The sequence below is a fragment of the Sphaerisporangium sp. NPDC049003 genome (assembly GCF_043197795.1).
Classification (GTDB): domain Bacteria; phylum Actinomycetota; class Actinomycetes; order Streptosporangiales; family Streptosporangiaceae; genus Sphaerisporangium.
This window is the reverse complement of the sequence record NZ_JBICTU010000001.1, coordinates 363,441-386,373: the sequence shown is the minus strand read 5'-3', so window position 1 is coordinate 386,373 and position 22,933 is coordinate 363,441. Positions and strand designations below refer to the sequence as shown.

15 protein-coding genes, 1 tRNA gene and 1 pseudogene are annotated in these 22,933 nt (G+C 69.1%); 7 read left to right on the top strand and 10 right to left on the bottom strand.

Annotated elements, in window-relative coordinates; all coding sequences use genetic code 11:
- Positions 1-46: 46 nt before the first annotated feature.
- The 6 genes from ACGFIV_RS01925 to ACGFIV_RS01900 are packed head-to-tail and all read right to left on the bottom strand — an operon-like array spanning position 47 to position 8,733.
- A complete protein-coding gene (locus ACGFIV_RS01925; RefSeq protein ID WP_392831101.1) occupies positions 47-610 on the bottom strand; it encodes a replication-relaxation family protein in 564 nt (187 codons plus the stop codon).
- A 12-nt stretch (positions 611-622) separates the two neighbouring features.
- Positions 623-3,007, bottom strand: a complete 2,385-nt coding sequence (locus tag ACGFIV_RS01920) for a type IV secretory system conjugative DNA transfer family protein (protein ID WP_392831098.1) — start codon at positions 3,005-3,007, stop codon at positions 623-625.
- Positions 3,008-3,032: 25 nt separating this feature from the next.
- A complete protein-coding gene (locus ACGFIV_RS01915; RefSeq protein ID WP_392831096.1) occupies positions 3,033-4,778 on the bottom strand; it encodes a VirB4 family type IV secretion system protein in 1,746 nt (581 codons plus the stop codon).
- 8 nt (positions 4,779-4,786) lie between these two features.
- Positions 4,787-5,725 carry a PrgI family protein gene (locus tag ACGFIV_RS01910; RefSeq protein ID WP_392831093.1) on the bottom strand — a complete coding sequence of 313 codons (939 nt, stop codon included), beginning with the start codon at positions 5,723-5,725 and terminating at the stop codon, positions 4,787-4,789.
- Positions 5,722-7,323 carry a hypothetical protein gene (locus tag ACGFIV_RS01905; protein ID WP_392831091.1) on the bottom strand — a complete coding sequence of 534 codons (1,602 nt, stop codon included), beginning with the start codon at positions 7,321-7,323 and terminating at the stop codon, positions 5,722-5,724. Before ACGFIV_RS01905 ends, ACGFIV_RS01910 begins: the two co-directional genes overlap by 4 nt.
- Positions 7,324-7,329: 6 nt before the next feature.
- Entirely contained in the window at positions 7,330-8,733 is a 1,404-nt protein-coding gene (locus ACGFIV_RS01900; protein ID WP_392831088.1) for a pilin, read from the bottom strand.
- Between the two features lie 281 nt (positions 8,734-9,014).
- On the opposite strand from ACGFIV_RS01900, the gene ACGFIV_RS01895 reads away from it, so the two are divergent.
- The 3 genes and pseudogenes from ACGFIV_RS01895 to ACGFIV_RS01885 form a co-directional block, all read left to right on the top strand.
- On the top strand, positions 9,015-9,548 hold the full coding sequence (locus ACGFIV_RS01895) for an XF1762 family protein (protein WP_392831085.1): 534 nt from the start codon (positions 9,015-9,017) through the stop codon (positions 9,546-9,548).
- Between the two features lie 26 nt (positions 9,549-9,574).
- A complete protein-coding gene (locus ACGFIV_RS01890; protein ID WP_392831082.1) occupies positions 9,575-10,570 on the top strand; it encodes a DNA-methyltransferase in 996 nt (331 codons plus the stop codon).
- Between the two features lie 215 nt (positions 10,571-10,785).
- Positions 10,786-11,895: pseudogene (locus ACGFIV_RS01885) on the top strand (recombinase family protein); the annotation flags it as partial.
- A gap of 517 nt (positions 11,896-12,412) precedes the next feature.
- Here ACGFIV_RS01885 and ACGFIV_RS01880 read toward each other — a convergent pair.
- Positions 12,413-12,498, bottom strand: a tRNA-Leu gene (locus tag ACGFIV_RS01880).
- Positions 12,499-12,856: 358 nt separating this feature from the next.
- Between ACGFIV_RS01880 and ACGFIV_RS01875 the strand changes: the two genes are divergently transcribed.
- The 3 genes from ACGFIV_RS01875 (at position 12,857) to ACGFIV_RS01865 (ending at position 17,039) form a co-directional block, all read left to right on the top strand.
- Complete coding sequence (locus tag ACGFIV_RS01875) at positions 12,857-14,155, top strand: M20/M25/M40 family metallo-hydrolase (RefSeq protein ID WP_392831079.1); 1,299 nt, start codon at positions 12,857-12,859, stop codon at positions 14,153-14,155.
- Positions 14,156-14,388: 233 nt separating this feature from the next.
- Positions 14,389-14,967, top strand: coding sequence for a hypothetical protein (locus ACGFIV_RS01870; RefSeq protein ID WP_392831076.1), 579 nt, complete (start codon positions 14,389-14,391; stop codon positions 14,965-14,967).
- Positions 14,968-15,257: 290 nt separating this feature from the next.
- Positions 15,258-17,039 (top strand): chaplin family protein, encoded by a 1,782-nt coding sequence (locus tag ACGFIV_RS01865; RefSeq protein ID WP_392831074.1) that lies wholly within the window; start codon positions 15,258-15,260, stop codon positions 17,037-17,039.
- Positions 17,040-17,271: 232 nt separating this feature from the next.
- Here ACGFIV_RS01865 and ACGFIV_RS01860 read toward each other — a convergent pair whose 3' ends face one another.
- On the bottom strand, positions 17,272-17,457 hold the full coding sequence (locus tag ACGFIV_RS01860) for a DUF5703 family protein (RefSeq protein WP_358557927.1): 186 nt from the start codon (positions 17,455-17,457) through the stop codon (positions 17,272-17,274).
- A gap of 220 nt (positions 17,458-17,677) precedes the next feature.
- Between ACGFIV_RS01860 and topA the strand changes: the two genes are divergently transcribed.
- Positions 17,678-20,326 (top strand): type I DNA topoisomerase, encoded by a 2,649-nt coding sequence (topA, locus tag ACGFIV_RS01855; RefSeq protein WP_392831070.1) that lies wholly within the window; start codon positions 17,678-17,680, stop codon positions 20,324-20,326.
- Between the two features lie 121 nt (positions 20,327-20,447).
- Here topA and efeB read toward each other — a convergent pair whose 3' ends face one another.
- On the bottom strand, positions 20,448-21,698 hold the full coding sequence (efeB, locus tag ACGFIV_RS01850) for an iron uptake transporter deferrochelatase/peroxidase subunit (protein ID WP_358557934.1): 1,251 nt from the start codon (positions 21,696-21,698) through the stop codon (positions 20,448-20,450).
- A gap of 76 nt (positions 21,699-21,774) precedes the next feature.
- Positions 21,775-22,914 (bottom strand): iron uptake system protein EfeO, encoded by a 1,140-nt coding sequence (efeO, locus tag ACGFIV_RS01845; protein ID WP_392831066.1) that lies wholly within the window; start codon positions 22,912-22,914, stop codon positions 21,775-21,777.
- Between the last annotated feature and the right edge of the window lie 19 nt (positions 22,915-22,933).

Genomic DNA, 22,933 nt, shown 5'->3' with positions numbered 1-22,933 from the left:
GGGTCATCGTCACTGTCTCGATCGTCCTGTCTAGCTCTGTTTCACATCATGAGGACTCATTCGTCCTATGTCTCACAAGAGTCTGACAGAGAGGGTCCTCGTGCCACCGGCCGTAGGCGTCAGGGCGGACGGTGTCGCCCCACAGGGACGCGCATCGGTCCTCAGCCCACCAGGTCACCAGCTCGGCAGCGCCGTGCCGTCGGGCGAAGCCCCGAAGGTCGGCGCTGAAGCCGTTGGTGCCGACGGTGTGGGACAGGCGCTGGCTGTAGGCGATGGCGAGAACTCGCTCGCGCCGGTAGCCGTAGGCGTTGATGTCCACGCCGTCCTCGGAGGCCAGGACGGCGGCGCCGGTCGGGCCGATCACGTAGTGGTAGGGCGCGGTGCCCATGCCGGGAGGAAGGTTCGGTCGGAAGCGGTCGAATACGCCCATGTGGTGCAGAGAGAGCAGGCGCTTACGTGCGGCGTCGTCGGTGTCGAACGCGATCTGGGCGATCTGCGGCGCGGTCAGGACGCGCTGCTCCTTGACTATCCGGAGCAACTGCCGATCACGCGCCGTCAGTCGGGCGGCGAGCTGGGCCAAGACGGCGGGGGTGAAACGGGGCGTGGACATGGAGTTCCTCCTTCAGTGATGGAGCCGGGGGTCGTCCGGCCGGGATGCGGGCACGGCGGCGGTACGGCCGTGCGCCTTGGCCGCCGCGGCTCTGATCCGGTCGGCGACCTCTCGTGAGGGCTCGGGCAGGGGACGGGTGCGCAGGGTGAAGGGCGGCGCCTCCGCCGAGCGCGACATGAGGCGGGCGGCGGCCTGGAAGGCTCCGAGGTTGGCCAGGTCGTGCGCACGTAGGTAGGGCGCGAAGTGGTGTTCGACCTCACGCGCGTCCTCGGGCGAGAGCGAGAAGTAGACCTTGTTGCGTGCGTCGGACGAGACGGCCTGCCGGAGGTCGCGAGGTAGCTGCGCGAGGTGCTGGTGGGCGAGTACCAGGGACAGCCGGTAGGCGCGTGCTTCCGCGAGCATGTCGCTCAAGGCGTGCGGGAGGGTCAGGAAGTTGTGCGCCTCGTCGACGTACAGCGCGGCGTGCGACCTGGAGCGGCCGAGCTTGGCGCGGTGGGAGGCGGCCTGCCAGATCTGCGCCAGAACCATGGACCCGAGCAGACGGGCACTGTCGTCGCCGAGCACGCCCTTGGGCAGGCGGACGAGCAGGACCCCTCCGTCGAGCACCTTGCCCACGTCGAAGGTGGACCGGGCGGAACCGAGCACGTCGCGGACGAACGGACGCAGCAGGAACGCCCGCAGCTTGTTCATGATGGGGCCGGTGACGTGGGCTTTGGCCGAATCCGAAAGGCCCTCGTACCACTGCCAGAATCCGAGCAGTAGCGGATCGCGGAGCCCCGCCACGAGCCGGCGCCGGTACTCGGCGTCGATGAGCAAGGTGGGGACGTCGGCGAGTGTCCCGGAGTGGCGGGCAAGGGTGAGGGCGCAGCCGCGCAGGATGTCGTCGGTGCGCGGGCCCCAGTAATCGGCGTAGATCTTGTGGAAGATGCCGACCAGGTTGTCCACGCCCATGTCGAGTTCGGCGCCGCCGAGCACGTTGAGGGACGGGCGTGCGTGGCGGTCGTCGGGATCGATCAGCACGACCTTGTCCTCGACGGTTCCAGGTATCAGGCCCAGCAGGTCGCTGACCAGGTCGCCCTTGGCCTCGATGACGACCGTGCCGCGTCCGGCCTGGATGTCGGAGAGGATCATCTGGGCCAGCAGCGTGGACTTGCCGGTGCCGTTCGGGCCGAGGATGTGCATGTGATGGCAGGAGTCGGCGACGCGCAGAGCGACGGGGCGCTCCTGGCCGGAGTCGGAGAAGCCGAGGACCTTGGCGTGCGTTCCGCCGTAGGCGATGGCGGGTGAGGGAGGGACGGTGTTGGCGCCCGCCCGTTCGAGTCCCGGGACCGCGACGTCCAGCGGCAGGTGCGCCAGGGCCGCGAGCTCCGATAGCGAGAGCAGGAACCCACGTCCGAGACGGCGGCCGGCGAGCTGGGCGGCGGGCAGGAACAGCCGGTGCCGTTCGAGCCGGTTGTGGCCGGAGTAGAGCGCGAACGCCGAGGCGATGGCGTGGGCGCGTCCTTTGACGGCGTTGCGGCGGGCGGCACGTGCGGTCTTCGTGTCGCCGGTTGTCGGCTGGTCGGCCTGTACGGCGTAGCGGATCCCCACGACGTAGCGCGGCTGCAACGCCTTGTCCCGGATGGCGCGTGCCTCGGCGGCTTCCTCCAGCCAGGTCGCCCGGTCCCCTGCGTGCTGGCGCAGGTGCTGGGGATGGAGGCGCGAGTACGTCGGCCCGGGAGTCAGGAGGTCGAGCATGGCGCGTACCAGCCACGCCGGGCCGCCGTTGAGCGCCGCGGCGAGACGGCGTCCGGTCGCGGGCCGGGCGAGGATCTGTACGGCGGCGTGCTGCCAGGTCGGCATCCCCACGACCGCGCCCACCAGCGCGCGTACAGGATCGATGGTGTGACCATGCCGGATCGGCAGTCGCTCGCTGCGAGCCACCTTGAACTGTCCGCCGAGGGACTGGCCGGTCAGGGGCACGGGAGAGTCCGCAATCTGTAAAGAGGTACGCGCCGAGGGCCAGGCGGCCTCCACCGCGTGTTCCACCAGATGTTGAGGGATCACCCCCGGCACCCAGAGCCGGATGCGCACCCCGGCGGCGCTGAAGACGTACTCGAAGGACAGGTGGGGTTGCCCGAACAGGACTCGTTTCCAGGCCGGTCGTAGCAGGCCGACGAGATTTCCCCACAGCGCCTCGGCACCAGGCATGTCCGCCACGGGTGGAGCGAAGATCTCCACGCAGCGGGCACCCCTGGTGAACCGCCGATGGCGTAGCCGCACGACCACCAACCGCACGAGGGTCGTGACGATCTCGACGGCGGCAAGCCATCCGATCACCTGCGTGGCGTGAGCGGTGAGCCAGCTGATCAGTTCGTCGAGGACGGCATCAGGATCGGTAATCAGGTCGTCAATCAACGCTGATCACCACCAGAGACGGGGCTCACGGCTCGGCCTCCTCGTAGTCGAGGTCGGCAAGTTCTTGCGGGTCGCTGGTGACGAGGTCGTGCTCGCGCCGACTGGCGATCACCTGTAGCGGAACCCGCTGGGCGCCGGCTCCGCCCGTGAGCAGGCCGGTTCCGCGCTCGGCGGAGAGCAGGAGTTGCCGTTCGCCGTCGGAGAGCTGGAAGGCGTCGGCAACCCTGTCGATCGTCTGGGGCGCCTGCTTGAGCAGGATCTGGGTGGTGGAATTGGCGATCACCGCCTGGCCCATCTCGGAGCCGAGCAGGTCGGCGGAGTCCTGGGTGACCACTGACAGGCCGGCCCAGTGCTTGCGCGCGGCCTTGGCCATGCGCAGCAGGAACTTGGCGCCCTCGGGATCTCGCATGAGCAGCCACGCCTCGTCCACCACGACTAGGCGAGGACGTCTGTCGTTCGGATCGGAGACCCGTCGCCAGACCGCGTCCAGCGTCAGGAGCGTGCCTACCGCTTTGAGTTCCTCCGGCAGGTCGCGCAGGGAGAAAACGATGAGGTGGGAGTCGGGCTGCGTGGTGGTGGGGCCGTCGAACAGCTGGCGGTGGCTGCCGGTGACGTAGGGCGCGAGCCCGGCGGCTAGCTCCTTCGCCTTGGGATCGACATCGTTGGTGAGTGCGGCCACCAGATCTTGCATGAGGGGCGGGCGGCGGTTCCAGGTGCGCTGCTCGAAGGTGATTCCCGCCCTTTGGTAGGCGGTGATGATCCCCCGGTCGAGGGCGGCCTTACTCGCCTTGTCGAGTGGTTCGCCGAGCATGACCGCGGTCAGCGTGTGCAGGAACAGCGCACGGCGGGTGAGCGGGTCGCTGTCCTTCTGGCTCCGTGGCGGAAGATCGAAGGGATTGAGCCGGACCTTGGGCGCGCCGAGGTGGATGTACGCGCCGCCCACGGCGGAACACAGCCGTGCGTACTCGTCCTCGGGGTCGATGACCGCGACCTCGACGCCGGTGTAGAGCGAGCGCAGGGCTTCCAGCTTGGCGAGGTAGGACTTGCCGGCTCCGGATCGGGCGAGGATCACCGAGTTGTGGTTGTCCTGCGCGAACCGGTCCCAGGCCACGAGGGAGGCGCTGGCGGTGTTGGCTCCGTACAGAACCGCGGTCGGGCCGAGTTCGGCGGTCAGGTCCGGGCTGGTGAACGGGAAGGCCGCAGCCAGTGCCGGGGTGTCGAAGGTGCGCCGCAACGCCAGGTTGTCATAGGCGAACGGCAGTCCACTGATCCAGCCCTGTAACTGCCGGAAGGTGATCTGGCGGGCGTCCAGCAGCAGAGAGGCGGCCAGAGCGCGTATCTGGGCGCAGGCGTCGTCGAGTTCCTCCTCAGAGGTGGCGTGGACGGTGAAGTAGATGGCGGCGCGGAAGAGCTTGGCCTGGCCTCGTGCGATCCGGGACGCCAGCTCTTGGGCGTCCTCGGCGGCGGCTTCAGCGCTCGGGTCGAGCAACCGGCCATGCTGGTGATCTGACCGCAGCCCGGACTCCAGGCGGGCCAGCTGCTTGCGGAGGCGGTCGGAGGCGACGAGCGAGGGGACGGGTTCGATGTGTACCGACACATCGAGCCGGCCGGGGTAGGCGAGGAGCGGTTCCAGCCATCCGGGGGCGACCTCGCGCGGGAAGCCGGTGACGGCGAGCGTGGCGCAGACTCCACCTCCCACGCGTAGACGGCGAGGCAGGACCTGCACCGCGTCCGGGCCGATCGCCGATGAGGCGGAACGCGTCCGACGCAATCGGAGCCTCATCGGCGGCCTCCCGCGCTGATGACCTCGTCGGTACCGGCGAGATCGTCGGCGGGCAGCGGTGGGGCCGTCGGGTCGAAGCAGGAGGCGAGCAGTGCGGTGACGGCGGCGGCGTCCAGCAGCCGGACCGTGATTCCACATGCGCCGAGCAGGCGGGCTGCTTCGTCCAGCCGCCGGTAGGCGCGGGCGGCGGCCGTGGCTCTGCCATTGGCGCCGAGGGCGGGTTCGCGGATGACCAGCAAGACCTGGCGGCGCAGGAGCTCGTGGCGGGATGCCAGGTCGCTGAGAAAGGCGGCGTGCTCGCGGGCGGCGTAGGCCAGTGCCGGGTGTGGCAGCCGCTGCGCGCTGTCGTGTAGTGCGGTGATGGTTTCGCTGAGGTCGACGCGTTCGGCCCGGACCAGGATCTGTACCGGGCCGGACAGCGAGTTCAGCCAGCGGGCGAAGACCGCGACGAGCCCGTCCTGCTCCTCGGGAGTGCGCAGGGCGAAGCTGACGGTGGAGACCTGGGCGATCGCGGCGACACCGTCCGGGCCGAGGTCGAGCAGGCCGTCCTCGGCAAAGCTCCGCGCCGGAAGCTTGAGGGGTGACGGCAACCGGCAGGATCGGGCAGCGACCCATGGAGGAGGGGCGGGGATGTCCTCGGTGGTCGTGACCAGGTGCTTGGGGGAGTGCTGGTATCTGATCGCGGCGAGTACGAACCGGTCCAAGCTGGTCCCGTCATGCGTGCCGATAGCCAGCAGGAGCCCCAGCACCGCCACCGGCAGGGAGATAGCCCCATACGTAGCCAGGGATATACGCTCGCCGAAAGTGGCATATCCGAGGTAGAGCACACCTCCCGTCACCGTCAGGATGACGACCTGGCGTGCGGTGAAACCCCAGACGATCTTGTCGGGTTGCTCGACGTCGGCAGGGATCCTGACCACTTCGGTCCAGCTCATCGTCCGTCGCCTCCTCTGCTCTTACGGGTGCGCCTGGGAGTGGAACCACGCGGTGGCGGAGGCGGAGGTGTACGGCGACGGGAGGGATTCTCGGGCCACTCCACCGAGCCGGGGATGGGGGCGTTGGGCGGGACGATGGGACGGGCCGCGCGGTTGGGGATCGGCGGCGGTTCGATCGCGCGACGCGGCGCGGACGGTGATGTGGTTCCCTGGCCGCGTAGCAGGTGCATCTGGTTCAGCCCGGCCGGTCCCGCGGAGTAGAAGCTTTCGCGCGGATACCCGTACACCGGAGTGGACGGCGGGATGGGCTTCTTCGGCTGCGGAGGCCTGCGGTACTTGCCCTGGACCGGCGGTGCACTCGGGGCATGCTTGACGGGCGCGGGCTCCCAGTCGTCCGCGCGGATGGGGCGGCGGGCGGCGACCGGTGCGTGCTTGGCCGGCCCGGCACCTCCACGAGCCGCGGAAGCGGCGCTTGCCGCCCTGGCAATGCCGGTGGCAACCGTACCGGCAGGACCCCCGGCGAGGGCGGGCAGCGCCTTCCCCACCGCCATCATCGCCACGGCACGTCTGGCGCCACCGGACCCGCGACCAGAGCCTCTCCCCAGGTGTAGAGCGTTCAGTAGCGGGTTGGTCAGCTTGTAGGCCACGGCGTACTTGACGATCCGGAGCACGCCGAGCCCGCGCCCACCAGGCAGGAACATCGCCCGGGACACCCAGCCTGGGATGCGAACGAGGATGACCAGCAGGGTGAGTGCGAGCAGCAGGTTGTAGAGCTGGCCACTGCCGACCAGACCGACGCTCTCGCGGCCGTCCTGGTTGAAGAAGACCCGGACCGCCAGGACCAGCGTGAGCGACTGGCAGATCTGGATCAGCAGCAGTCCGGTGAAGACCCGCCACCAGAGCCGGGCGAGGCCGTCGGTCTGGGGGAGGGCGTGGCAGGCCAGCGCGAGGGGCGCGGCCACTATCAGCAGTGTGGTGAGTGCTACCCGGACTACGAAGGTGACCAGCAGGGCGACCAGCAGTCCCACGGCTATGAGCGCCAGCAGGATGTAGAAGATCTGCGAGTTGCCGGGCGGGAAGATCAGGAAGCGGATGGCGTGGGAGGCGCGTCGAGCGTCGAACCCTTGCCCGAGCACGGCGTGCGTGATGGCGTTGGCGATCTCGATCGCTTTGCTCGCCAGCAGGAAGCTGAAGTTGGCCGCCAGGAACGCCAGGAGGAGCCGAGGGAGGATCTCCTTGAAGGCGTAGCGGGTCTGGACGCTTTCATGCCCCATGACCAGGATGCCGCCGGCGACGACGAAGAGCACGAAGCCGCTGTTCGCCATGATGACCGTCGCCTGCCACAGGTCCTGGACCCTGCCGGGCCCGGCGATGCTGGGGGTGGCGAGGAGGGTGACGGCAAGCACGTCGAGGAGTGGTTTGATCGCGAGGGCGACGAGGTCGGCGAACCAGGAGTTGATCTGGTTGCCGATCCACCCGCCGAGGCCGAGCCCGATGCCCGTGTTGCCGGGGTTCAGCGGCAGGGGCGGCATTACTGGTGCCGGGGTGGGGCTGGGAGTCGGCTTCATCCACAGGCTGTGGACAAGTGTGAACATCATGGCCGTTCACCCACCCACGATCCGCTTGAGGACGTTGACGAACAGCGGAGCGAGTAATGCGAGGCTGTAGCCGAGGGCGGCGGCCTTGAAGGCGGCCTTGGCTTTCTGGATCTCGCCCGGGTCTCCGCCCGCGACCAGGTAACGCAGGCCGCCGATGGTGAACATCAGCGTTGCCAGGGCCACGAGCAGGCCGATCAGCCAGTGCCGGAGGTTGTCGAAGACCTTGCCGAGCTGGTCCGGACTCGACGGTGGCGCCGCGAGCCCGCCCGTCTCGGCCAGGGCAGCGGTTGCCGCAGTGGCAACGACGAGAACGGCAATGCCTACCGCGACCAGCACCCGTACCACCCGCCGTTGCCACACCGGCAGGCGCGCCCTTCTCACAGGCCATTGAGGGTTGCAGAAGGGGCATCGGGTCGGCGGAACGCCTGCCGCGCCCGGTGGCCTGCTAGCCGCCTTGACGATGGCGGCCGGGGTCGGTGCCTCTGCCTGGCCGTCCTGCGGCAGAGGTACCGCGGAAGCGATCGACCGCGCAGAGCCGGAGGCGGTGCCCGGACCTCCCTTCGGATCGCAGTGGTCGTCATGCGCATCTGAGGAGCTCCGGCTCTGCGCGGAAGTCTTCACTTCCCCCCTTCTAGGGGCGGAAGGAATGATCGTCGGGGACATGGGGGCGTGGACGTCTCCGGAGAGGACCGCCCGGACGAGCGCCGGTTCGCTGCGCTGGCGCCGCTTCTTGGCAGCCTCGGTGCTCAGCCCGAGTTCCCCGGCGGCCTGGCGGATCGGCATGTCCTCCAGGCGGGTGCGGCCTATGAGCTCGGCGTCCAGGTCGCTGACCACACCCTTGACGACCGCGTCGAACAGGACCAAGTCGGGGTGGTTCCACGGGGCGTGTGGTGGGGCGGAGAAGTGGTAGGGCAGGCGGCGGCAACTCTCGGCCTCGGCCATCTTCCGCGCGCGTCGGCCTCCGCGGCGGGCGGCGTCGCACAGACGTGGCCGGATGTTCCCGGCCTTGAGGTCCACGGTGCGGACGGCCTCGACGAAGACGGCGAGGACCTCGCTGTCGATGTCGGCGGGATCGCCTGCGGCATAGCCACTCGTAATGCGCCCGGCCACGCGTCGCAGGGAGGGGATGGCCATGCCCACGGCGCCCACCAGCCAGGCGGCGCCTTCCTCGCGGGCACGGGTGACCACCACGCGCCAGACGATGTCCCGGACGTGGTTGCCGAGCCTGCGGTCCATGAGCAGGTTGCGTAGCTCGGTGAGGCGGATCGGGCGTTGCGGGAGCTCAGTGGTCAGGCCGGTGGCATCGATGGCCAGGCCAGCGGGGTCACAGCTGAGGAACTGGAACGCCTGCTCGGCGATGTCGAGCGGTGAGCGGTCCGCGCTGGTGATGCGCCGAACGTAGGTACTCATCGGGTTACTCCAGAGCCAGAGGATTTCCTTCTCCGCTCCGGTATACGAGCCGGTTATGGCAAATCTCCGGCACCGTTCGACGTTGCTTCCTGAACTTTCCGGCTTTGTGTTTCCTGCCAGAGTCGACGTGGATTCAGCTGGAGATCAGCCTGAGTGAGATCGGTCTGGCTGGGCGCCCCTGGAAGCTGTTTTTACTGCTCAACCTGTATGCCAGAGCCCAGCTTGACCGTGCGTGAGGTCGGCCAGAGCCCTGTGGTGGACTCGGCAACGCATCCGAGGAAATGCCCGAAACGAAAATGAGGAAAGCGAATGACTCGACGCTTCAATACGGACTGAAGAGCCCGCCGAACGACGTCTCTGGCAAGAGTGGCGACGCCCTGAAAACGACCATTCGAGGGGCTGTGGAAAGTGCGCAGACTCCTCTCGTCATCATTCCGATCAAGCTGCACACCGCCCGCGCGTTCATCGCCTGGACGAGTCAGGACGCGCTACCGCAGCATGGTGGTGCGACGCTCGCGCTCGGGGTCAGCACGGCTGAGGGTGTGCTGGTCGGCGTAGCCCTCGCGGGACACCCCGCCATCGACGCACTCGACGACGGCCACACCATAGAGATCTGGCTGGCCGCCGACGGCACACCGGGCGCATGCCCGGCGCTGATCTGTGCCGGCTGGCAGATCGCCCAGGTGACGGGCTACCACCGGCTCATCACCTACACCTGTGCCGCTGAGCCAGGCTCAAGTCCGCCTGACGATGCTCGTCGTGACAGACGTCGAGTCGGTCCCGGTGCGGCGCCCGCAGCGGGGCGTGCCCGATGAGAGCCCCGTATTGGAGCACCAACCAAGTGAAGCTTTATCTCGGGGACGCCCATGAGGTCCTCTCCGAGATGCCGGACCGGTCGGTCGACTGCCTCATCACCAGCCCGCCCTACTACGGGCTACGCGACTACGGCGTGGCCGGCCAGTACGGCCAAGAGGCCACACCGGATGACTACGTCGAGCACCTGCGAGCGACGTTCGAGGAAGCCCGCCGCGTACTCGCGGACGACGGCACCTTCTGGCTCAACCTCGGCGACTGCTACGCGGCCAACTCCGATGGATGGGCCCGCGGCAAGAGCTACAACCCGCGGCAACCACAGGTCCGCCCGCACGCCCGCCTCGTCGTCCCGCCCAAGAACCTCCTCGGCATGCCGTGGCGCGTCGCATTCGCCCTCCAGCGCGACGGGTGGATTCTGCGGAATGCCATCGTGTGGCACAAGCCCAACGCGATGCCGCAGTCGGTCACCGACCGCCTGTCCACCCGACACGAAATGATCTTCCTGCTGGTGAAACAGCGGCACTACTGGTTCGACCTCGACCCGATCCGCGAGCCCTACACCGGCGATCGCACGCTGAACAGGCGCGCCCACAACGGCGGCAACAAGCCCCACACGATCAAGACCTCGTGGCCGCCCAGCGGCAAGTACGACGGCAGTTCCGAGGCGCTGGGCGGCAGGCGGCATGGGTCGGCGATGCTGCCCACCGGACGCCGGCACACCGCCGGGCACAAGCACGGCCGCAACCCGGGCGACGTCTGGTCGATCCCCACCCGCCCGCTGCGCGCCGCGCACTTCGCCGCCTTCCCGATCGACCTCCCCCTCCGGGCGATCGCCGCTGGCTGCCGCCCCGGCGGCACCGTCCTGGATCCCTTTGCCGGAGCGGCAACCACCGCGCTTGCCGCCCGGCAATCGGGACGGCAATTCCTCGGCATCGAACTCAACCCCGAGTTCTGCGACCTCGCCATCACGCGGATCAAGGACGCCTTCCCGGCCGACTCAGCCAGCGGAGGCGGCAGTGACTGAAGAGCCACAAAGGGCCTGCTCGGGGCCTCCCGAACTGGATTTCGCGCCATACGCTGGCGGGCCTGGAGAAGCGAGTTCAGTGGGCATCCGGGTGGTGTTGCCCGAGGACTCGCCCCGTCTGACTCCCCGGGCCGCCGCGGCGCTGCTTCGCATTCTGAGCAGGGCTTACGAGCAGTTGACAGAGGGAGAAGCAGAGAGGAGCTGAAACGTTGGACGTGGCGTTCTGGGGCCGGTGTTCGACCGAGGATCGCCAGGATCCGGAGGCGTCACGAGCCTGGCAGCTCAGCCGCGCCAAAGCGCTCGTGGAGCCTCAGGGTGGCAGGATCGTGGCCGAGTTCTTCGACGTGGACAAGTCGAGATCCATACCGCCGTTGCGGCGCCCACAGGCTGCGCTGCTTCTGGAACGGCTCGGTGACCCTGGCCGCGGGTTCACGGCCGTAGTTGTAGGGGAGCCCCAGCGGGCGTTCTATGGCAATCAGTTCGGGCTCACCTTTCCTCTGTTCGAGCACTATGGCGTCCCGCTGTGGGTGCCCGAAGTCGGCGGCCCGATCGATCCGGCTAACGAGGCGCACGAGCTGATCATGTCGATGTTCGGCGGGATCAGTAAGGGCGAGCGCAACCGGATCAAGATCCGGGTGAGATCGGCCATGGCGGCGTTGGCGCAAGTGGAGGGGCGGTATCTGGGAGGTCGTCCGCCCTATGGCTACCTGCTGGTGGACCTTGGCCCGCATCCCAACCCGGCCAAGGCCGCTGACGGAAAACGACTCCATGGCTTGGCGCCTGATCCCGCGACGGGCGAGGTGGTCCGCAGGATGTTCCGGGAGTTCATCTCCGGCAGGGGCCTGTACGCCATCGCCGAGGGCCTGACCCGGGACGGCATTCCCTCGCCTTCGGCGTACGACCGTGCCAGGAACCGTCACCGTGAGGGCCTGGCCTGGTCCAAGAGCGCGGTCAAGGTCATCGTCACCAATCCCCGGTACACCGGCCACCAAGTGTGGAACAAGCAGCGCAAGGACGATGTCCTCATCGACGTGCAGGACGTGGCTCTGGGCCACATGACCAAGCAGCGCTGGAACACTGCCGACGCGTGGGTGTGGTCCGACCAGGTCACCCATGAGCCCCTGGTCTCCACAGAGGACTTCCAGCGGGCTCAGGACATCCTCGCCGGCCGTGGGCGAGGCCCGGCCGTCCATAGGCCCCATCCCACGCGCAGGCCCTACGCCTTTCGTGGAGTGCTGTTCTGCGGATACTGCCATCGCCGCATGCAGGGCAACTGGAACAACGACCAGGCCTACTACCGCTGCCGGTACCCGGCCGAGTACGCCTTGGCCAACAAGGTCGACCACCCCAAGACCGTCTACCTGCGAGAGGCGGAGATCCTCCCCGACCTGGACCGGTGGCTGGCCAGAGAGTTCACCGGATCCCGGCGCTCCGAGACCGTGCGCCTACTCACCGAGTACGGCCGGCCAGAGGTCGACCCAGCCGCAGAGTCGGCGCGGCGGCGGATCGCCGAATGCGATCACAAGCTCGGCAAGTACCGGGCGGCTCTGGAGGCCGGAGCGGATCCGGCTCTGATCGCTCAGTGGATGGCCGAGACACAAGCACAGCAGGTGGCCGCTCAGGCACAGCTTCGGCAGGCGAGCGGCGGGCGTCGTATGACACGAGAGGAGATCGATGCCATGGTGACCGCGATCGAGGACCACATGCAGGTTCTGGCGGAGGCCGATCCGAACGACAAGGCTCAGGTCTACGCGGAGATCGGGCTGCGGCTGACGTACTACCCCGAGAGACAGCTAGTGGAGGCCCAGTTGCAACCGGACCCCCACATGTGCGAAAGGTACGTGTCCGAGGGGGGACTTGAACCCCCATGCCCCGTAAAGGGCACTAGCACCTCAAGCTAGCGCGTCTGCCTATTCCGCCACCCGGACAGTGGTGCCTGCACGTGAGAACGTCTCCCCGCGTCGGCTGCACCAGGTTAGCAAACAACGGGCACTGCGTCATACCGGGATTCGGACGCGGGTGCGGTGGGCCTGTGCCGAGGGTCTCCTTGGGCGGAAGCCGGGGTGCCCGGAGGTCTTCCCGGGCGGCGGGCCGGGACGCGCGGTGGGCTCCTCGGGCGGGCGGGCCGGGGTGGCTGGAGCGGTGCTTGGGCGGCAGGCCTGGGGTGGCTTGGGTGGGGGGCCTGGGGTGGTGTGGGTGGTGCTTCGCGGCAGGCCGGGATGCTTGTGGGCGTGCTTGGGCGGCAGGATGGTGGGCGTTAGCGCGTACCGAGCCGAAGGAGCACGTATGACCGCGTTCAATGCCGAGGACGAGGTCGTCGAGCTGTGCCGCGACCTGATCCGCATAGATACGACGAACGCAGGGGACAACGCGGGGCCGGGGGAACGGATCGCCGCCGAGTACGTCGCGGGCAAGCTGGCCGAGGTCGGGCTGGAGCCGCGGATCCTGGAGAGCGACAGCAAACGGGCCAACGTGATCGCCCGCATCCAGGGGGCCGACCCCGGCCGTGAGGCGTTGCTGCTCCATGGGCACCTTGACGTCGTCCCTTTCAACGCCGGCGACTGGACCCATCACCCGCTGAGCGGGGAGATCGCCGACGGCTGCGTCTGGGGGCGCGGCGCGGTGGACATGAAGGACATGGACGCCATGATCCTCGCGGTCGTCCGGCAGCGTCTGAGCGAGGGGCGCAGGCCGCCGCGCGACATCGTGCTCGCGTTCACGGCGGACGAGGAGGCCGGCGGCCACTACGGCGCGCAGTGGCTGTCCACCGAGCACAAGGACCTGTTCGAGGGATGCACCGAGGCGATCGGCGAAGTCGGCGGGTTCAGCGTCTCCGTCGACGAGGCCAGGCGGCTCTACCTGATCGAGGCCGCCGAGAAGGGCATCGCCTGGATGAGGCTCACCGCCGCCGGGCGCGCGGGGCACGGCTCGATGCTGAACAGCGAGAACGCCGTAACGGAGCTGGCGGAGGCCGTCGCACGCATCGGGCGCTATGAGTGGCCGGTACGGCTTACGCCGACGGTGCGGGCCTTCTTCCACGAGGCCTTCGACATCGAGCTGGAGGCCGGCGACGCCGAAGCCACGGTCGCGAAGCTGGGCCCGCTCGCCCGCATGATCGGCGCGACGCTTCGGAACACGGCGAACCCGACTATGCTCGCCGCCGGGTACAAGGCGAACGTGATCCCGCAGACCGCCACCGCGCACGTGGACGGCCGTTTCCTGCCGGGGTACGAGGAGGAGTTCTTCACGACCCTGGACGACCTGCTGGGGCCCAACGTGACCAGGGAGTTCGTCTACCACGACGTCGCGGTGGAGACGGCCTTCGAAGGGCCTCTCGTGCGTGCGATGGCCGACGCGCTGCACGCGGAGGACCCGGACGCGCGGGCGGTGCCGTACACGCTGTCGGGGGGCACGGACCTCAAGGCCTTCAGCCGCCTGGGCATCCGGGGGTTCGGATTCGCGCCGCTGAAGCTGCCCGCCGACCTGGACTTCTCCGGGATGTTCCACGGCATCGATGAGCGGGTTCCGGTGGATTCGCTCAAGTTCGGGGTCCGGGTTCTTGACCGTTTCATCGACGGCTCCTGACGTGTTCCTCAAAAAACCGTTGCCATCACTCCTGGTGCTGCTACGGTAACTTTCCGTTGAGGGGTTGGTCCGATGATCTGCCCTGCGAATGGGTTGATCGAGGAGTTCGGGGAGGTCACGTGGCACGCATGCCGAAAGGGCGGCGGAGGGCTGAGTCGCCCGCCGTCACTCCATGCGTGCCCGTGACCGCTTCAGGCGGTCAGGCCCAGGCGATCGTGACGCGGGAAAACCGGATGGCACGGTTCGTGGCCGGCTCCCGGTTCGGTCGTCTGCTGGCCATCGGCGGCCTGATCGCCGCCGGCTGGCTCCTGAGCGTTCTCTTCGCCTGTCTAGGCGCCTCTCCCGCGGTCGCGGATGCCCACATCCCCGCGGGTCGCGCGCCGGCTGTCGAAGCCTCTAAAACGATCAGGGTCGGCCAGTCCGACGCCGCGAAGGCCGCCAAGGCCGGAGCGGCGGATCATTCCGTCTCCACACCCCCTCATGTCGCTGCCGGGTCGGCCTTGGCCGGCGGTTTCCCCACGGTCAGCGACAGCGCCCTGGCAGACGCCGGGGCGATGGCCGGGCGGACCGTCGACGGGCTCACCAGCCAGTCGAAGCCCGCTCTTCCCGCACCATCCACCGCCGACCACTCAGCCGGGGACAATGGCTTCGTTCCCCGGGGTGGTGGCTCCGGTCCGTACGGGCCGGGTCTCGGGGATGTCGCGAGGTCTGTTTTCGACCCGCGGCTCATGGTCGCGCCCGTCCTCACGGCGAGTGCGCCCGCCCCTGTCGTCCGCACCGCAGCGGATGACCCTTCTTTCTCTCCCGACTGATCCCGCCTCTGTACCGGCCCCGACCTGAGCTGTCCGGCCGGTAGCGGAGCGCGCTGCCGATCTCTTCCCCCCGGGAGTGACCTGTGCCGTCTCCGCGCGGGTGACACGTCATTTCCAGTCTCGCGACGACCTCGGGCTCCACCGTGCGGCTGTGCGGCCTCTCATGTGGCTTCCCCTTGTGCTCTTCGCGGTCTGTCAGGAACTCCCCCCAAGAAATCACCAAGGAGCGATCTGTTATGCGAACGTGGGCGAAGGGCTCCGCTCCCGCAGCTCTTCTTGCGGTAGGCGTCATGGCTCTCAGCAGTGGTACGGCTCTGGCCGACACCTCCGGCAGCGGTTCGGTGGGCGGCGGCAACCAGATCAACCTGCCGATCAACATCCCCATCGACATCAGCGGCAACGCCGTCGCCGTGGCGGGCGAGTCGTCGGCCTCGTCCCGTGGCGGCTCGTCCGTCCAGGGCGGCTCCGGCGCGGGCGGCATCCAGGGCAGCACCTCCGGGCACGGCAGCGTGCTGGGCGGCAACCAGGTGAACGCGCCGATCAGCGCCCCCGTCAACGCCTGTGGCAACGCCGTCTCCCTGGTCGGGCGGTCCGACGCCGGTTGCCAGGGCGGCGCGACCGTGAGAAACGGCGGCGGAGGTGGTGGCGCTGGCGGCAACCTCACCGACGGGCGCCACAGCGTCCTCGGCGGCAACCAGATCGTCGCTCCGATCAACGCTCCGATCAACGCCTGCGGCAACGCGGTCGCGGTCATCGGCGAGGCCACCGCGGGCTGCCGGGGTGGTGCGTCGGTCCAGAACGGCGGCGGCGGGCGGGGCGCGGGTGGCAACCGTACGTCCGGTCACTCCTCCGTCCTCGGCGGCAACCAGATCGTCGCTCCGATCACCGCTCCGATCAACATCTGCGGCAACTCCGTCGCCGTGCTCGGTGAGGCGTTCTCCGGGTGCCGTGGCGGCGCGCACGTCAAGGGTGGCGGTGGCGGCAACGGCTACAACGGGAACGGCCCGCGACGCGGCCCTGGGGCAGGCGGCAACCTCACCGACGGGCGCCACAGCATCCTCGGCGGCAACCAGATCATCGCCCCGATCACGGCGCCGATCAACGTCTGCGGCAACGCCGTCGGCAACGGCAGCGCGGGCTGCGAGGGCGGCATCAGCGTCCCGCCCGCCGGTCGTGGGGGCGGCGCGGGTGGCAACCGCACGTCCGGGCACTCCTCGGTGCTCGGGGGCAACCAGATCGTCGCTCCGATCACGGCGCCGATCAACGTGTGCGGCAACTCCGTCGCCGTGTTCGGTGAGGCGTTCTCCGGGTGCCGTGGCGGCGCTTCGGTGAAGGGCGGCGGGGGTCGCGGCGCGGGCGGCAACCTCACCGACGGGCGCCACAGCATCCTCGGCGGCAACCAGATCGTCGCCCCGATCACGGCGCCGATCAACGTCTGCGGCAACGCGGTGGCCGTCCTCGGCGACGCCGCGGCGGGTTGCCTGGGCGGCGCTCACGCGGGCGGCGGCAACGGCGGCAACGGCGGTCAGGGAGGGTACGGTCACTGGGCGCGCAGCTCGGGCCAGGTTTCCGGCGCCAGGCCAGCCGGTTACGGTCTGCTCTCCGAGACGCCCCTCCTTTCGGCCCTCCAGGGAGAGCGCGCGGCGGGCGACCTGACCCGTCAGTCCGGCGGCACGGGCGACCTGAACCGACGGTCCGGTGAGGCGAGTGAGCTGACGCGCGGGTCCGGTGAGGCGCTTCCGGTCGGCGGGCTGGGGAAGGCGCTCGGCCTGCCCGAGCTCCCGGCGACGCCGGGCCGCGCCGATGGGGTCCAGAAGCCGCAGGCGCCCGCGGCCGACAGCCCGCTCGGGCCCGTGGGCAAGGTTCTTTCCGGTACCCCGGCCTCCGGCGTCGTCAACGGCTCGATGACCCGCGACCTGCCGGTCAACACGGGCCTGATGAGCGCCGAGCAGCCGCTGGGTGTCACGGGCATGAACGCCGGCTCGCTGGCGGCCCTTCTCGTGGGCGCCCTGTTCGCCGTCTCGGCCACCCTGTTCGCCGGCACTCGTCGTCTCCGCCTGCGCCGGAAGTGAGCCGACTAGCTGTGGCTCCAGATCGTTCGCCGTGACCCAACGGCCGATCGCAGACCCTCCGCCGTGATATCACGGCGGAGCCATAGACGCTTCGCCGCCGCGAGAACGGCCGCGGTCCTGGGCCGCTGAGCTGGACTCGCGCGGCGAAGCACAGATGCTTTGCCCGTTCCGGGGGCGCGGCCCGGAGCGGGCAAAGCCATGTCCGGGGGGGTTACAGTGGGGCCGACGGAGATTACAGTGTGCTGGCCACTCGTAGGATCTTGCGGCGCAGCCGTACGTACCGACGGCCATCGGGATACAGCCGCAGGAGGTCCAGCTCCCAATGTCCGTATTCGGCATGCTCAGTAAGAACCCTGCGGGCGGTTTCCCGCGTGGTCCCGCGCGGGAGGTACAGGTCCAAATAGGAGTACTCGAGCACAGCGGTTAGTCTCCGAAGGGTGTGCAAGGGGACGCTGGCACTCTCTGGGCTCTATTCTGCGTCCTCGTGGGTATCGGGTCCAGGTAGGTGAACACCGGTAAGTGACCGGGTAGTCCGACGGGTTACCTTCATGCCTGTGACGGATCAACCGGGGCGCCGCCTAGGCGCTTCGTGCGTGATCGGCAGGAGAACGACAGCGAACAGCGAGGTAGGAAGCAGCGTGCCAGCCAACAACGGCAACGCCGGCGGAACCCGCCTGGTGATCGTCGAGTCGCCCGCGAAGGCGAAGACGATCGCCGGGTACCTCGGGCGCGGCTATATCGTGGAGTCCAGCATCGGCCATATTCGGGATTTGCCCGAAAAGGCCGACGACATCCCCGAGAGGTACAAGGGCGAGGCATGGGCCCGCCTCGGGGTCAACGTGGACCACGAGTTCGAGCCTCTCTACGTTGTCAACCCGGACAAGAAATCGCAGGTGTCCAAGCTCAAGCAGCTTCTCAAGGACGCCGACGAGCTCTATCTCGCCACTGACGAGGACCGCGAGGGCGAGGCGATCGCCTGGCACCTGCAGGAGGTGCTGAAGCCCAAGGTCCCCGTGCACCGCATGGTGTTCCACGAGATCACGCCCCAGGCCATCCGCGAGGCGGTCTCTAACCCGCGTGCCCTGAACCTCCGCCTGGTCGACGCGCAGGAGACCCGCCGCATCCTCGACAGGCTCTACGGCTACGAGGTCAGCCCGGTCCTGTGGAAGAAGGTCAAGCCCCGCCTGTCGGCCGGCCGCGTCCAGTCGGTGGCCACGAGGCTGGTCGTCGAGCGCGAGCGCGAGCGCATCGCGTTCACCTCGGCCGATTACTGGGACCTTCAGGCGCTCTTCGACACCGGCCGCGACGAGGACCCGAGGTCCTTCAACGCGACCCTGACCGGCGTGGACGGCCGCAGGGTCGCGCAGGGCCGCGACTTCGCCAGCACCGGCACGATCAAGAGCCCCGAGACCCTCCACCTCGACGAGCAGGCCGCACGCGCCCTGGCGCAGCGCCTGGAGGGCTCCGCCTATTCGGTCACGTCGGTCGAGAGCAAGCCGTACACACGCAAGCCGTACGCTCCCTTTCGGACGACGACCCTGCAGCAGGAGGCCAGCCGGAAGCTCGGCTTCTCCGCCAAGTACACGATGCAGGTCGCCCAGAAGCTGTACGAGAACGGCTTCATCACCTACATGCGTACCGACAGCACGACGCTGTCCGAGACGGCGCTGACCGCTGCCAGGAACCAGGCCGTGCGGCTGTACGGCTCGGAGTACGTCCCGGACAAGCCCAGGGTGTACGCGAGCAAGGTCAAGAACGCCCAGGAGGCTCACGAGGCCATCAGGCCCTCTGGGGACGAGTTCCGCACGCCCGGCGAGACCGGCCTCACCCAGGACATGTTCCGGCTGTACGAGCTGATCTGGCAGCGCACGGTGGCCTCCCAGATGAAGGACGCCGTCGGCGAGTCGGTCAGCGTGCGCATCGGCGGCACCTCCAGCACCGGCGAGAGCGTCGAGTTCAGCGCCTCCGGCCGCACGATCACGTTCTACGGCTTCCTGAAGGCGTACGTGGAGGGGGCGGACGACCCCTCGACCGCCCGTGACGACTCGGTGAGCCGGCTCCCCAACCTCGGCCAGGGCGACCCGCTGGCGGCCCTGGAGCTGGCGGCCGAGGGCCACTCGACCCGCCCGCCGTCCCGCTTCACCGAGGCGTCGCTGGTCAAGGAGCTGGAGGATCGCGAGATCGGCCGCCCGTCGACGTACGCGTCGATCATCGGCACGATCCTCGACCGGGGATACGTCTTCAAGAAGGGCACGGCGCTGGTGCCGTCCTTCCTGGCGTTCGCCGTGGTCAACCTGCTCGAACGGCACTTCGGCAACCTCGTCGACTACGACTTCACCGCCGAGATGGAGAAGGTACTCGACGACATCGCCAACGCCAGGGCCGAGCGGGTGCCCGAGCTGCGCCGGTTCTACTACGGCGAGCAGGGCGACGACGGCCTCAAGGAGCTGGTGAGCGACCTCGGGGACATCGACGCCCGCGAGATCAGCTCGTTCCCGATCAAGGGCACCGACATCGTGATCCGCGTCGGGCGGTACGGCCCCTACCTCGACCGCGACGGGGCACGCGTCAACGTCCCCGAGGACCTCGCGCCCGACGAGCTCACGGCCGAGAAGGCCGAGGAGCTGTTCAGCCAGCCGAGCGGCGAGCGTGAGCTGGGGGCCGACCCGGCCACCGGGCACATGATCGTGGCCAAGACCGGGCGTTTCGGGCCGTACGTGACCGAGTTGCTGCCCGAGGAGGAGCCTCCCGCCGACGGCAAGAAGAAGACCAAGAAGGTCGCGGCCAAGCCGCGTACGAGCTCCCTGCTCAAGTCGATGTCGCTGGACACCGTGTCGCTGGACGACGCGCTCAAGCTGCTGTCCTTGCCCCGAGTGCTGGGGGAGGTCGACGGCGAGGAGGTCACCGCGCAGAACGGCAGGTTCGGGCCGTACATCAAGAAGGGCACCGACTCACGCTCGCTGGCCTCGGAAGAGGAGCTCTTCACGGTCACGATCGAGCAGGCCAAGGAGCTGTTCGCCCAGCCCAAGCAGCGGGGACGGGGCCGTGCGGCCGCCGCCCCGCCGCTGCGGGAGCTCGGCGTGGACCCGGTCTCCAAGAAGCCGGTCGTGGTCAAGGAGGGCCGTTTCGGGCCATACGCGACCGACGGCGAGACCAACGCGTCGCTGCGCAAGGAAGACTCCGTGGAGGAGATCACGATCGAGCGCGCCGCCGAGCTCCTCGCGGAGCGCCGCGCCCGCGGCCCGGCGCCGAAGCGCCCGCGCGCGAAGGCCGGCGCGAAGTCCTGACGCCCGTCTGAGGACGCCTCACGCTCGATGTGAGGCGTCCTCAGACGCGTTGAGAGCCTCCCAGCCCGGCGTCGTCGGCAGGCACGTAGAGATGTACGTCCTCAGGGGCGTCGTCGAGCGCTCAGGCGAACAGGGTCCGGCCCCAGTAGTCGCCGGCGTCGCGGAGTCCCGGCGGGCAGGCGAACAGGCCGCTGGAGACGTGCTTGATGTACTCGTTCAGGGAGTCCTTGCGGGCCAGCTCCATCTGGATGGGGACGAACTGCTTGTGCGGGTCCCGCTGGTAGGCGATGAAGAACAGCCCGGCGTCGAGCCGTCCGAGCCCGTCGGAGCCGTCCACGTAGTTGTAGCCCCGCCGGAGCAGGTGGGCGTTCCCGTGCGTCGAGGGGTGCGCGAGCCGTACGTGGGAGTCCATCGCGATGACCGGGGCGCCTTCGGGGTCCTTGGCGGCGAAGTCGAGCTGGTCGAACTCGTGCTTCTTGCCGAGCGGCGCGCCCTCGCCCTTGTCGCGGCCGAAGATCTGCTGCTGCTCGGACAGGGAGGTCCTGTCCCAGGTCTCGATGTTCATGCGGATCTTGCGCGTGACCATGTAGCTGCCGCCGTCCATCCACGCGGGCCCGTCCCCGGGTGCGGCCCACAGCTGCTGCCTGAGCAGGGCGGCGTCTTCGAGCTTGAGGTTGTTGGTGCCGTCCTTGAAGCCCATCAGGTTGCGCGGGGTGGCCTGCGCGCGCGAGGTCGAGGACGTACGGCCGAAGCCGAGCTGCGACCAGCGGATCGACACCTTGCCGAAGCCGATCCTCGCCAGGTTGCGTACCGCGTGCACCGCGACCTGCGGGTCGTGGGCGCAGGCCTGGACGCAGATGTCGCCGCCGGAGATCTCGGCGAGGAGGTCCTCGCCGGGGAACTTCGGCAGGTCGGCCAGGGCGGCGGGTCTCTTGCTCGCGAGCCCGAAGCGGGCGTCGAACAGCGACGGCCCGAAGCCGATGGTGATGGTGAGCCCGGAGGCGGGCAGGCCGAGCGCCTCGCCGGTGTCGTCCGGCGGGGCCTCGATCGCGCCGCCGACGGCGCCGAACGTCCCCGCGTCCTTGCCCTGGGTCATCCGAGCCGCCGCCGCGGTCCACTCCTGGAGCAGGTCGACCAGCTCGGCGCGCTTCTTGGTGATGACGTCGAAGCTGACGAAGTGCAGGCGGTCCTGGGCGGGGGTGACGATGCCGGCCTGGTGCTCGCCGTAGAACGGCACGGGATCGGAGGCGGAGGCCGCGGCGGCGGGCGCCGCGCCCTCCAGCACGGAGTGGGTGGCGAATGCCCCCACACCGACGGCGGCCACGCCGGCCGCCCCCATCCCGAACAGCCTGCGGCGGTTGATCTGCGTCACTTCGCCTCCTCGCCCGTTTGCGGTCTCGAACCTGCGGCCCTGCCCGTACGCGGTCCCGCGGTGGGACGGGGCCGGCTCACTGGGCCACCACTGCGGCCACCTTGCTGATCGGCTCCGCGAGGGCGTTGATGGCATCGGACAGTTCCTTGAGGTCGGCCTTGGACAGCTCGGTGTGGAGCTTCCAGCCGTCGCCCGACCTGTGCTTGACCAGGGTGTCCTCGGCCGCCGCGAACTTCTCGTCCAGCGTCTTGGCGAGGTCGGGGGCGCGCTCGTCCAGGACCGGGCGGAGGGCGGAGACCGCCGCCTGCGACCCTTCGAGGTTGGCGGCGAAGTCCCACAGGTCGGTGTGCGAGTAGCGGTCCTCCTCGCCGGTGATCTTGCCGGTGGCGACCTCGTCGAGGAGCTCCTTGGCGCCGCTCGCCAGCTTGAGGGGGGCGACCTTCTCCGTGATCGACCTCGCGACGATCTCCTTCACGTCGGCCATCAGCTTGTCCGCGATCGGACCGTCCTTGCTGATGTCCTTCGTGACCCACAGGTCCTTTTCGATCTTGTGGAATCCGGTCCACTCCTCGCCCTTGGCCAGATCGCCCTCGCGGGCGTCGATGGCGGGGTCGAGGTCGCCGAAGCTCTCGGCGACGGGCTCGATGCGCTCCCAGTACGTGCGGGCGATCGGGAACAGCGCCTTGGCCTTGTCGATGTCGCCCGCCTTGACGGCGTCCACGAACTCCTGGGTCTTGACCAGCAGGGTTTCGCTCTGGCTCTTCACGTACCGCTGGTAGTCGGTGGTCGCCTTGGCGAGCTTGGCGTCGTCGGTGAGCGGTACGGCCGCGCCGGTGACCTTCAGCGGGTTGCGGATGCCCTTGCCGATCATGCCGGGCTTGCAGGCCGCCTCGTACGCGCCCGCGGGCAGCTCGATGAGGACCTCGCGGGTGAGCCCGGGGACGATGTTCTCCACCTCGCCCATGACGCGGTCACCGGCGGCGTACACGTAGAACTCGGTGACCTTGCTGCCCCCGTTGGTGACGGAGAACGTCGAGGTGCCGGCGGGCAGGGCGGCCGTGGAGACCTTGCAGTCGGTGTCGGAGGCGGCGACTGTGATCTTGCCGGGCTTGCCGGAGGACTGGGCGGCCGTGTCATCCCCGCCGCTCGTCGACGAGCAGGCGGTGAGCCCCGCCAGGGCCAGCGCGCCTGCGGTGAGGGCAAGGGGGGTACGCATGGTTCTCCAGTTCGGGTCG